General features: G+C 44.9%; 10 protein-coding genes. 2 read left to right on the forward strand and 8 right to left on the reverse strand.

The features are described from left to right. From tssG to tssA, 8 genes are all read right to left on the reverse strand, one after another. Positions 1–1002: a type VI secretion system baseplate subunit TssG gene (gene tssG, locus STSP1_RS06650; protein ID WP_085755603.1), complete on the reverse strand. Its 1002-nt coding sequence runs from the start codon at positions 1000–1002 to the stop codon at positions 1–3. Next, a complete protein-coding gene (gene tssF / locus STSP1_RS06655) occupies positions 966–2846 on the reverse strand; it encodes a type VI secretion system baseplate subunit TssF (protein WP_161491647.1) in 1881 nt (626 codons plus the stop codon). The genes tssG and tssF overlap by 37 nt, the downstream gene beginning before the upstream one ends. After that, complete coding sequence (locus STSP1_RS06660; protein WP_161491648.1) at positions 2843–3226, reverse strand: type VI secretion system baseplate subunit TssE; 384 nt, start codon at positions 3224–3226, stop codon at positions 2843–2845. The genes tssF and STSP1_RS06660 overlap by 4 nt, the downstream gene beginning before the upstream one ends. Before the next feature lie 82 nt (positions 3227–3308). Continuing rightward, complete coding sequence (locus STSP1_RS06665; protein WP_085755606.1) at positions 3309–4082, reverse strand: type VI secretion system accessory protein TagJ; 774 nt, start codon at positions 4080–4082, stop codon at positions 3309–3311. 34 nt (positions 4083–4116) lie between these two features. Continuing rightward, positions 4117–4608, reverse strand: coding sequence for an Hcp family type VI secretion system effector (locus STSP1_RS06670; protein ID WP_085755607.1), 492 nt, complete (start codon positions 4606–4608; stop codon positions 4117–4119). Positions 4609–4647: 39 nt separating this feature from the next. After that, positions 4648–6147 (reverse strand): type VI secretion system contractile sheath large subunit, encoded by a 1500-nt coding sequence (gene tssC, locus STSP1_RS06675; protein WP_085755608.1) that lies wholly within the window; start codon positions 6145–6147, stop codon positions 4648–4650. Further along, on the reverse strand, positions 6147–6677 hold the full coding sequence (gene tssB, locus STSP1_RS06680) for a type VI secretion system contractile sheath small subunit (RefSeq protein ID WP_085755609.1): 531 nt from the start codon (positions 6675–6677) through the stop codon (positions 6147–6149). Before tssB ends, tssC begins: the two co-directional genes overlap by 1 nt. A 21-nt stretch (positions 6678–6698) precedes the next feature. Then, the gene (gene tssA / locus STSP1_RS06685) at positions 6699–7751 is read right to left on the reverse strand and encodes a type VI secretion system protein TssA (protein ID WP_085755610.1); all 1053 of its coding nucleotides are present in this window, start codon (positions 7749–7751) and stop codon (positions 6699–6701) included. 617 nt (positions 7752–8368) lie between these two features. Between tssA and lacZ the strand changes: the two genes are divergently transcribed. Continuing rightward, on the forward strand, positions 8369–11584 hold the full coding sequence (gene lacZ, locus STSP1_RS06690; protein WP_085755611.1) for a beta-galactosidase, LacZ type: 3216 nt from the start codon (positions 8369–8371) through the stop codon (positions 11582–11584). 152 nt (positions 11585–11736) lie between these two features. After that, positions 11737–12738, forward strand: a complete 1002-nt coding sequence (locus STSP1_RS06695; protein WP_161491649.1) for an NAD(P)H-dependent glycerol-3-phosphate dehydrogenase — start codon at positions 11737–11739, stop codon at positions 12736–12738. The last annotated feature ends 1 nt before the right edge of the window (position 12739 follow it).

The following is a 12739-nucleotide window of genomic DNA, read 5'->3' on the forward strand; positions in this document are numbered from 1 at the left end:
TCAAACCACCTTTCTTAAAACAATCTGATTATCAGCATTGCTGAGATCACCCTGAGAAAGCAGCCAACTTGTATAGCCGAGCCTTCCAAAACAGCCCATCTGAAGCGGCTCTATTTCTTCTCTTTTCAGTATCAGGCGTAAATCAATTTGGAATTCGTCTCCGCAGTAGTTTTTGATTAGATCTAATAACGTCTGATGCAAACGACCTGCCGGAAGGAAGCTTTCATAGCTATCCAAGCCCAAAGGCCCAAGAGCCATCTCAATACCATTTTGACAGTTCCAAACCTGCCTGCCCACAATTGAACTGCTCCCAAGAACCGATGAAGCTCCACTTCCCATAATGAATTTTTCCGAATCGCTGATCTCAAACCAGTCCCCTTTGAATTCTACCACTCTTACAGGACACCTGAAATATTCTTCAACAGCAGATTTCAGCCCCTCCGAATTCTTTACTTGGCAAGAAAAACTGGCAGCGAAATAACCTTTGAAATTATCTTTAACTTCGTCTCTGTTTTTTAAAGAACTTCCCCCGAAACCTGCAATCGAAGAAATGTAATAATCAAAGCTCCTATCGCTCAAACCATATGAAACTGCCGGTAACGGCAATGTCCATGCACGATAAAACAAGGCTGTCATTCTGTTGTTAAAAAGATTCAGGAAGGCCTCAAATCCCCTCTCGCCCCGTCTGTTTAAATCGAGAACCTTCTCAGTTATGTGAAAAGGCATAGGGCCGTTAGGACCTAAAAGCCCCATAAAATTAACTCTCAGTTCCGGTATTAAGCCGTTTTCCTGTTTTATGCTGTCTAAATTAGAAGGAGCAAAGCCTAAAGATATCTTCTGACCAAAACGACACACATCTTCTTTCGGCTGGGTTGACGAGCCCACAGAATATGCGCTGCCGGCCTCAAGACTTCTAACAATCTGACAGAAATCGTAATTGTATGGCTGCTTACGCCATTCAGGCCTTATATAACTTTTCTCTGTCCGCTCACGACCGCACATTTCACTCTCTCATCGTTCTTTTTATTAACTAAAGCGGTTTCAATAAAGGAATTCAGCGAAACGTATCTTGCCATAAAATTGGCCAGAACCAACCCAAGCAGGAAAAATCCTGAACCTTTATAACACTCCGGCAGAAAGACTATTTCAACTTCAATGCCTCTAAGAAAGACTGGTCTGTTTTCTACAATAAAACGTCTTACAATTGATTTGATTCTAATATCTTCAAGCCCTTCAACGTGCTTATCAAGCTTTTTGCCGCAGAGGGAATTGTAAAGCCCCAGAAGCTCTCTGAGCGACTTTGAGGCCTCTCCTCCTGAAGTATCATTAAAACTGAGATAATTGGTTGTTAGAAAATTAACCGCTAACCAGGAAACATCTCCGGCAGCATTGAATTCACAGGGCATGGAAACTCTTGATGCGCATTTTATTTTAGTGGCAGGGCAAACCTCGAGGGTGGAAAATTCTATCCCTGCTCCTGAGGAATTCAGGAAGAAAGGCAAATCTCTGTTGCTGCATAATGCCTTTGCGCCAAGCTGGGTCATCTCTTCATCCCACGGCAGATTGGCAGAATCCACGAGATGAATATAAACCTCACTGCCTTTATAACCCGGGTTTTTGGTAACCCCCTTGCGTTTTAATGGGAATTTCTCCTTACTTCTCAGGCTGCTGTAATACCTTACAAAATCTGTTTGCTCTGATTCTGCTGCACCATAGCTGTAAGGCAGGAATTCTATTGGCTCAGACGAACCTTTTTTGTAGCCTTTTATTTCAAGTAAATCATAAATCTCAAAATCTCGAGGCCTCATTCTTTCCGGAAGAATATGAATGTAAGGCTTTCTAAAGCCGACGTTAATCCTGTCTGCTTTCTTAGGGAAAAGATTTACCGCAGGGGCGCAGTAAAGCTTGAAATTGCTCGAACTCACTGAGTTTTCTTTCAAATAATTTCTGCTGCCAAACAGAAAAACCATTTCAAGCTCTTTGCCCTTAACGAGGCTGAAAGCTTCGGAGAGGCCGAATACCTCTATAAACATAAATTTCTCTAACAGAGTGAAATATTCCTGAAGGAGCCTGTAGCCGCTGAAAACCCTCTTGTCATAAGGGAAAAGTTTGTTTTCATCATCAAAACCGCTTGGTCTCAGACATTTGCAGGGCAAATAGATGCCGGATTTTTCACCTTTATTTCTTACTACAACACCGTTACTGTCGGTCAGGAACATTTCCATTAATTTCATTGAAACGCTTAAGTTACCGCCAAGGTAAAACTTAAGACTTTCAAGCGGAAGGGTTTCAAATCCAACATCTATACCCATCTGTAATGTAACTTTGGCAGCGGAACCAAGATTCTTTTTAATTGCAGAATCCGGCAGATTCAAACTGTCAATCTCTCTGACAACATAATCAACTTCTGCAACATTAAACGGCCACAACACCGTATCTTCTGTTGTCCTAAATTCGCAGCGGTTGCTGCTGGCCTTTGTGTAATCAGTAAGCAGGCTTGTATTTTTTGGAATTCTAAAACCAGCATCCAAACCATCGCTTGAATAATCAGGGGTAAACTCAGCCACAGTCGATGCAGGTACAGGCTTAATAATAAATGGGTTTACCGTTTGCAGGATCGACTGGGCAAACACATCGAAATTTTTATTCATCCTGTGCTGAACTCTCGCAGAAAGAAAGGCAAATCCTTCAAGGAGCCTCTCTACAAACGGATCACTGCACAAACCGTCTTCTTCTATAGTACCCAGCTTCTGAGCTAACGAGGGGTATTCCTTTGAAAAACGGCTGCCGTCTTTTCGAATATAGTTGAGTTCTTCTTCGTATGTTTCTAAGAAACTTTTATTCAAGACATACCTTTCTGCACCTGATATTTCCCTGTCTCAAGCTCCACTCTGGCCTTCAGATTTACAAATTCATATCCATCAGGCATTTTGAGCTTTGCTGATATTTCCAGAAGCACTTCTCTAAGACTGTCCGGCTCATCAAATTTAACGGGCTTAACCTCTACACTTCCCGGGACTAATCTGGGCTCAAAATCAATCAAAGCCTGCCTTACACTTTCCAGAACATAACCGGTACTCTCACGTGAATTGATTAACCCTACACAGGAATCGATTCCATAATTCAGAACCGACTTTTTGATCGCGCCCTTCATATCATCGGAGCGGCAGCAAGAATTAAGCAGGTCCTGTATGTCGCTGATTACACACCTTCTGTAACTGCTCAAGGTCAGATCTCTTTCCTGTGCGCACAGACGCCATAACATACAGGGAAGCACGCTGATTTTCTCGTTTTGATTAACCATAAAACTAATTAAAAACTATTTCCTCTATATCAAAAAGCGCATACTCATTGCTGTCTGTGCAGAACATCTTCTGCCCTAATCCTTTATAGTATGGCTGCAAAATCTCTCTCCACTCTGTTTTTCTGGAAAGAATGAGCTCCGGTGTCTGCGTTTGAACTGTTTGAGGATAACGTGAAGGTATAACACAAGAGAGCTCGCCGCCGTTTTTAAGCTCGATTTTAGCGTTCAGCCAAACGAGATCTTTAAGCTCAGCGACCTGCTCAACATTGATCACGGCAATCTTATCGAATTCAACCCAATAATACTTCCCGTGAGCAATGATTTCAAAAACAGGACCGAGCCTTGAATCGCAGTCTGCTATCCAGTCAAAGCTTTCCCCGTTCACTGTTCCGGAAGCGGGCTGGGCTTTTGAATAAGCGCTGTCTGCCAACAGCTTGAAAGACTCGCCTTCATCACTGACAGCTTCAATCAGCAAACCTATCCAATCAGAAGGCTCGCCCATAATAAGAGGTTTCTTCCTGCCTTCGAAAATCTCTTTTCTAAGCAGCTCCGAATTTATGCACGCGGAATACTGCCAGTTTAGAGCCGATTTCGAAGAGTCAATCTCAGATATCAGCTCCATTTGCGATACAGCTTTTTCCCAGTCCTCTAAAAGCATTAACAGCTGGAAAAGCAAAAACCTTAGAGACAAATCCGAGGGTTCTTTTCTCAGAGCTTTTTTAACTTCGATTAAAGCAAGCTGAGGCTCGCAATTTTTGAGCAGTGTTTCCGCGTCCATACTAAAACCACTAAATTACCAAAAAGAAATTCTATCAACCGCCAACGTTCTTGGATAAGTCCCAGTAAGACTTGATATCACCCTTAGCTTTCCCAGTGTTATGATCTGTTTCGGTATAGATCAGCTCAATATTTGCATAATTAAAACTGATCTTCTCAGCGGGTAGAGATTCTTCACTTTTTCTTATTGTCTCAACCTTTGAGATAATCACATCTTTGAAAACATACTCCATATACTTCTGCTTCGCTCCTGTCTCTCTGCAGAGATGGAGAACGATTTGCGGGATATGAGTTCCGTTACAGCAATTTAGAAAAAGCTTAGGTGTAGCCTTATCTATATTCTTAGTAACAACAAAATCCCCGTGGTCGCAGCGGCCGGCGGTTCTCGCTCCGCCTGTACTGGTTGAACCTGCAGAGGACTGCTCTATTTCATGCTCGAAAGCACTGAGCTCTATCCAATCTGCGTGGTTGTCATCAGTAGATTCCCCCGGAATCCCATCAATTTTTAGAAAACTGTCGAAAGCCATAAATACTCCTTTTAAAATTATTTAATATTTAACTTTAACTTACGAATTCTTAGCTGAAGGCAGCTTTGAAACCAACCTGAGAGATGTTGACAACCCTTCGAGCTGATAATGCGGCCTTAAGTAAAACTTTGCGCTGTAATAACCCGGATTACCTTCAATATCTTCAACTTTCACTTCAGCGGATGCCAAAGGATACTGAGCCTTAACCTCCTCAGAAGCGTTTGGGTCGGTACAGACATATTTGGTTATCCAGTCGTTAAGCCAGTTCTGCATATCTTCTCTTTCCTTAAATGAGCCGATCTTATCCCTCACTATCGTTTTCAGATAATGGGCAAATCTGCATACAGCAAAAAGATAAGGCAGCCTTGAAGCTAAATTGTCATTAGCTGTAGCGTCTGGGTCGTCGTATTCTGCGGGCTTGTGCAGAGTCTGCGCGCCAATGAAGGCGGCATAATCCTGATTTTTCCAGTGGCAAAGAGACATAAAACCATTCTTTGAAAGCTCTGCTTCCCTGCGGTCGGTTATTGCAATCTCCGTAGGGCATTTCATATCAACCCCGCCGTCGTCTGTGGGGAATGTATGGCATGGCAGCTCTTCAACAATCCCTCCGCTTTCAACACCGCGAATCTTTGAGCACCAGCCGTAATTCTTGAAAGCCCTTGTTATGTTTGTTGCCATAGCGTAAGCAGCATTAGACCATAGATACTTGGAGTGGTCTTTCCCGTCTGTATCTTCTTCAAAGGCAAACTCCTCTACAGGATTTGTGTCTGCTCCGTAAGGAAGCCGGCTTAAAAATCTCGGCATCGCCATACATACATATCTCGAGTCTTCAGAATCACGGAAAGACCTCCAAGAAGCGTAATCCCCTGTCTGGAATATCTTAGTAAGATCCCGCGGATTACTGAGCTCCTGCCAACTGTCCATATTTAGCAGCGAAGGCGAGGGCGAAGTAAGCATAGGGGCATGGGCAGCACTTGCGATTTTAGCCATTCCCTGAAGCAGATTAAGATTAGAAGGGGTGTGGTCGAACATATAATCCGCCACAAGGCAGCCGTAAGGCTCGCCGCCGGGAGAACCAAATTCCTCTTCATAAATCTTCTTAAAAAGAGGGCTCTGATCCCAGCTTACACCCTTGTATTTCTTAACCTGTTTGGCCGCTTCGTTTTTGGGAAGATTCAGAACCCTGATCTTAAGGCTTTCATCTGTCTCAGTATTATTCACCAGATATGAAAGCCCGCGCCAAGTGCTCTCGAGTTCCTGAAAGTCGGGGTGGTGCATAATCTGATTTACCTGATGAGATATTTTCTCATCTATCACAGCGATTATCTTTTCAATGGTGTCTATTGCATCATCTGAAATAAGGCTTGTTTCTTCTAAAGCCTGCTGAGCGAGAGTCTGAACTGCATTTTTTACAGCAGAACTCATCTCATCTGATTTAGGTTTGAAGTTTTTCTGAAGCAGGGCTTCAAATTCATTAAGCTCAACGCCCTGAGCTTCCTGCTGCAACTGTTTTTCCTGATTTTCTGCTTGCTCTGCCATTATTCTGCCTCCTGTTCAGTTTCTTCAGCCCCTTCGGCAGGTTTCTTAGATTCCATCAAACTCTTAAGCATATTTTCATCTTTGAGTATATCTGCAATCATTGCCTCGGCATCATCTTTCCCATCCATATATGAGAGCAGATTTGAAAGCTGCGTGCGCGCTTCAAGCAGTTTTCTAAGCGGCTCAACTTTTCGAGCAATAGCAGCAGGAGAAAAATCTTCCATGCTCTCAAAAGTAAGCTCAACATTCATATTCCCGCCTTCTTCAGTAACAGTATTTGGTACTGAGAATGCAGCTCTGGGCTTAGACTTCTTCAACACCTGGTCAAAGTTGTCCACATCTACTTCCACAAAACTGCGGTCTGAAAGCGGCTGTAGAGGGTCCTCAGGCTTCCCTGAAAGATCTGCCATTACCCCAACCACAAAAGGCAAATTTACCTTTTTCTCGGAACCGTAAAGCTCAAGATCGTACTCTATCTGAACTCTCGGTGCCCTGTTCCTTGCGATAAACTTTTGACTGTTTTCTGCCATTTTTCAGCTCCATAAAAATTTTCACGCCTGTCCATCTCTTATAAGCCAATCCATCTGCCTTATCGCATCTGGACAAATATCTTGCATAATTTCATTAAAATCTTTGGAAACCAGCTCCTCTGCTCTCTGTAGTATTAAAGGTACTGGACTGGAAGGCTCGTTCTCCCTGAAATATCTGCTTATTTCCCTTAGCATATCCAAAGCTTCTTTATGACTGCTGATTTTGCCGCTGAAGCCGGGAGATACAGTATTATTGATACTGTTCGGGAAATCATGCGAATCCTGAGAAACGTTTTCTTCGATCTCCTCCCGAGAGCTGCAAAACTGAAGTGTAAAAGATGCAATCTCGTCTGTCAGAGAAATCAGTCTTGAAAAATCAACTGAATGTTCTCCTGAGGTTTTCTCAGAAAATATCTGAGCTATTTCTGAAAGGCAGTTTTTAACTTCCCTGAAATGGTCAACCTTTTCAGAAAGGATTTCGTCGGAAGTGTCTTTGAAAGATGCCTCTATCAGAGATGTTTTCTGCCCGCCGGCAGACTCTTCAGCATCGTCATTTGATGAATTTATAGAATCCTTATAGTCCTGATATGAATAAGAGCCAATCTGTTTAGACTGTGAAATCTTAAAGCTCGAAACAAGTTTTGAAAAATCAATCACTCCAAAGGAAAGGCCAGGCTCAGGGGATATTATACTCAACGCATTTACCCGCTCGTAAGGATCGTTGTTGTCTTCTTCGTCCAGTCTCGGGTATAAATCCGGCCAAAGCTCGCTGAGACAATTTTTAACATACTTCAGGCCCGCTGTTAAACCTTCTATTCCATCGGTTTTGCCCAAGGAATAAGAAAGGAAAACAGCAACCCAAATATTGCGGGACTTCGTAAGAAGCTCGTAACATTGAGAGTTTACCCAGCCCCAGTCAGGCTCGCTCTTGTCAGACTCTTCAAACATTGTCTCTTCAGACCGTTCGAAAAGACTTTCCAGCTTCATATAATCAATCGACTCGGAAATATCTTCCCCCGGACCAATTTCTCCGAAGTCCAACTTTAATAAACTGTCTAAGCCAACCAGATCCATAATCAGGCTTTTCCAACTTTCATTTTATCACCATAACAAAATACATTTATTACTATAAGGAAATACTAACATCACAATTTACCAAGTCAAATATATTTTTAAATTTTTTTTATCGTGTTTAGTTAACGATATTTGGAATTGTTTATATACTTCTCTCTGTTGTGGCGGGCGACTCACCAATTCTTGTGGTAATCTGCATCCGAATGTCAGCAGATTGGAGTAAAGTTTAAGCTGAGAACAGTTATGATAATATCACATAAACAGATTTTCCTGACAGAAACAACAAAAAAAAATAGGCTATGACAGTTTTGGGCTTAGTGCCCCGAGAGAAATCTTTCAAAATTTATATGATGCAACAAAAACTTTCCTAAACTGTGTAAATAATTAACAACTGGTTTCTTTTGGGGGAATTTGGTAATATTTTTGCTCGGCTGAGCAGCAGCGGGCTCAGCGTAATGCTTACAAGCTTCTGCGAGGGGAAAAATTCGTCTGAATGCCCCTATTTTATTCTATTTCACCCTTTTAAACTGAACCGTTCTTGACAATTACAAGAGGGGAAATAGAATAAAATTGTTAATATCCATTAGTATAAAGTTACTTTTTTCGTGAGGTGTTAAATGAGACGGTTTATCATATCCGCAGTTATCCTTTCTTTTTGCATGGCAGGGTTTGCCGCTGAAGACTGGCAGAATCAGAAGGTATTCTCGGTAAACAAAGAAAAGCCCCATTCCATAATGACCCCATTCAAAAACCGCTATGAGGCGATGTATATGAGCCCGGAAAAGGCCATGTACACCAAATCTCTCAACGGGCTATGGAGGTTCAACTGGGCGGGCAATCCATCAGAGCGTCCTGAAAATTTCTACAAGCTGGCCTACGATGTAAGCGGCTGGGATTTTATCAAAGTGCCTTCAAACTGGCAGCTTGAGGGCTACGGAACGCCCCTCTATTCAAACGTAACATATCCTTTCAAGAAAAACCCGCCATACGTGATGGGAGAGCCGGACAAGAAATACACAAATTACGAAAACAGAAACCCCGTAGGCTCATACAGAAGAACCTTTACAGTACCCAAGGGCTGGCAGGACAAAAAAGTAATTGTCTGCTTCGACGGCGTAGATTCAGCGTTCTACCTCTGGGTAAACGGCGAAAAAATAGGCTACAGCCAAGGGAGCAGAACCCCTGCCGAGTTCGACATCACCAAACACCTTGAGGCAGGCGAAAACGTGATCGCCGCTGAGGTGTACCGCTACTGCGACGGGTCATACATTGAGGACCAAGACTTCTGGCGTTTGAGCGGAATCTTCCGCGATGTAAAGATTTATGCCCTTCCGTTGGTGCATATCAGCGATTTCTGGGCAAAGCCCGATCTCTGCGAGGAATACAAAGACGCAAAGCTTAATGTAAACGTTGATGTGGCAAATGAGCTGGGCAGAAAGGCCGAAAAAGCCACAGTAAGCCCTATGCTTTTCGATGAAGAGGGGCAGATGGTTTGGTCTGCAAGCCTGACAATAGAAGATATTACCAAAAACGGCACATCATTCAATTTCACAGGCGAGCTGGAAAATCCGAAGAAATGGACAGCCGAAACGCCAAACCTCTACAATCTGATAATTGAGCTGGAAGACGAAAAGGGCGAGGTATTACAAGCTGTTCGCTGCAACGTGGGCTTCCGCGAGATTGAAATCAAGGGCGGCCAGCTCTGCGTGAACGGTCAGCCGATATACGTTAAAGGGGTAAACCGCCACGAACACGACCCGCATACAGGCCATTACGTGAGCGAAGAATCTATGATTCAGGACATAAAGCTCATGAAGCAGTACAATATCAACACAGTGCGCACAAGCCACTACCCCAACTGCCCGCAGTGGTACGACCTATGCGACAAGTACGGACTGTATGTGATTGATGAGGCGAATATCGAATCACACGGTATGCACTACGGGAAAGACTCCCTCGCAAAAGACCCAAGCTGGGGGCCGGCGCACATGGACAGAATTAAGAGTATGTTAGAGCGCACTAAGAACCATCCGAGCGTCATTATATGGTCTATGGGCAACGAAGCCGGAGACGGAGTAAACTTCAAGAAGGCAAGCGCATGGATTAAGCAGAGGGATGATTCAAGGCCGGTACATTACGAACAGGCGCATCAAAAGCCGCATACAGATATCGTTTGCCCGATGTATGCAAGAATCCACCAGCTTAAAGAATACGCAGAAAACCACAGCGACCGCCCTCTAATTATGTGCGAATATGCACATGCCATGGGCAACAGCGTTGGAAACCTACAGGACTACTGGGATACAATAGAGAGCTACGATGTGCTTCAGGGCGGGTCAATCTGGGACTGGGTTGACCAGGGGCTGTACAAAGAAACCGAAGACGGCGAGCCTTTCTGGGCATACGGCGGAGACTACGGAGATTACCCCAACGACAAAAACTTCTGCTGCAACGGGCTTGTACTCCCGGACAGAAAGCCTCATCCGCATGTATTCGAGGTAAAGAAGGTTTATCAGAATATCAAAGTTAAAGAAAAGGATGCTGATAAAGGCATTTTTACTGTTCACAACAAATACTGCTTCCGCAACCTCGCTGATTTTGTAAACGCTGAATTCGCAGTAACCGAAGACGGCAAAAAAATTGCCGGCGGCGAAATCGAACTTAAAGACATCCCCGCTCAAAGCAGCGCCGATATAGACCTGCCGCTTGAGAAAATCAAAATGGCTCCGGCTAAGGAATATATGGCTAAAATCAGCTTCAAGCTCAAATCTGATTTAAGCTGGGCTGATAAGGGCTATGAAATCGCATGGGATCAATTCAGTCTGAAGAGCGGGAGCTATATGGCAGAAGATTCTGAAGAATTTCCAGAAATTGAAATCGCAGAAACAGATGACGAGATTCACTTCTCCTCAGATAAATTCAAGGCGGTATTCTCCAAGCAAAACGGGTCTCTCACCGAATACACAGCAGGCGGAATGAAAGTTCTCCAAGGCCCGCTTGAGCCGAATTTCTGGAGAGTGCCCACAGATAACGACGGCGGCTGCAACGCAGGCGGAAGCAAAATGCCCGAAAGGCTTGGAATATGGAAAGACGCCGGGAAGAACCGCAAGCTTGAGTCTATAACATACGCCAAACTCTCAGAGACAAAGTTCAGAGTGTCTGCGGACTGGAATCTGCCTGTGAAGAATATCAAGCTCTCAGCAAGATACTTCATCTACGGCAGCGGCGATATCATCGTTGATGCAAACCTCTCACGCAGCAATCAGAACATTCCGAATATACCGAGAATCGGTATGCAGGTGAAAATCAAAGACTGCCTCGAGAATATGACGTGGTACGGACGCGGCCCTTGGGAGACCTACTGGGACAGAAAAACCGGTATGCCAATCGGAATACATACCGAAAATGTTACCAAGCCCGAACACGAATATATACGTCCGCAGGAAAACGGCAACAAGACTGATGTTCGCTGGGCTGCTATGACAAACAAAAGCGGCAAGGGAATAATGGTGCTTGGAATGCCCGAGCTGAGCGTGAGCGCTTGGCGGTATTCAATGCAGGACCTTGCAGATGCCTCCGAAGAAGGCCATCCGTACGCCCTGCCGGACAGAGACTTCATCACGCTGAATATTGACTACAAGCAGATGGGCGTTGGCGGAGATAACAGCTGGGGCGCAAGAACCCATCCGGAATATACACTTCCGGGCGGAAACGGATATTCATACCGCTTCTGCATAAGACCTTTCAAGGCAGCAAAGAAGTTCCTCAGCAGCGAATTTGATGTTAATTCGTTCATCAAGGCTTCCCAAGCTCTGCCGGAAGGAAGCAAATAAACTTCCAAAAACTAACAATCACAAAGGACGCCCTCGCCGGCGTCCTTTTTTTATGCAGAGTGATATTGATTTATTTAAATTGAATGGTTTTGAAAGCATTTGAATTTTCTTATAATAGTGGTTTTGATTTTGGAATAATAAGGAAAAGCAAATTGTACAATAATATTACCATAATCGGCGACGGAGCAATGGCCACGGCCTGCTCTTCGAATCTTTGCTCCAAAGGCTTCAGCGTAACGATGTGGGGACATAGCGAGACCCAGCTGAAAGAGATAGAGAAAACCGGCGAGAATACCCTGTTCCTCCCGGGCTTCAAGCTCGACCCCGCACTTAAATTCAACGCGGACGATGCTTCCTGCATGCAGGGTGCGGATCTGATTATTTCTGCAGTGCCGTGCCAGTTTTGCGGGAGGGTATGGGCGAGGCTCAAACCCTTCCTCCCTGCCGGCGTGCCGATAGTATCGGTAACAAAGGGCATTGAGAATGAGCGTCTGCTGCTGCCCACTCAGATTATAGAGGCCGAGACAGGAAGCAAAAACCCCCTCGCCACGCTCTCAGGCCCGAATATCGCAGATGAGCTTATGCGCAGGCTCCCGGCAAGCGCAAGCGCTGCGTGCAGCGATGAAAGCATCGCACGCAGGATTCAGCAAACCTTTACCACCCCTTGGTTCCGCGTGTATTCAAGCCCGGATATAATCGGCGTGCAGGTTGCCGGTGCATCGAAAAACGTTATAGCAATAGCCGCCGGAATAATAGACGGCATCGGCGCAGGCGATAACGCCAAGGCCGCCCTGCTTGCCCGCGGATTGGCTGAAATAACCCGCCTCGGCGCCGCAATGGGAGCAGACCACGACACATTCGCCGGCCTCACCGGTCTTGGCGATCTGGTAACAACGTGCATCTCTCCGAAAGGACGCAACCGCAGCTTCGGCGAAAAGCTCGGCCGAGGGATGGCTGTAAGCGAGGCTCTGGCCGAGACAAACAGCGTTGTGGAAGGCGTGTCAACGTGCGATTCTGTTGTTGCCCTTGCCGGCAAGCTCGGGGTGGAGATGCCGATAGCGGCTGGTGTTCAGAGCGTGATAAAGGGCGAGATGAGCGTAGATGAGGTTATTGCGAGTCTTATGAGCAGAGAGCTGAAATCCGAGAAGAATTGAT

This window comes from Sedimentisphaera salicampi (assembly GCF_002117005.1).
Lineage (GTDB): Bacteria > Planctomycetota > Phycisphaerae > Sedimentisphaerales > Sedimentisphaeraceae > Sedimentisphaera > Sedimentisphaera salicampi.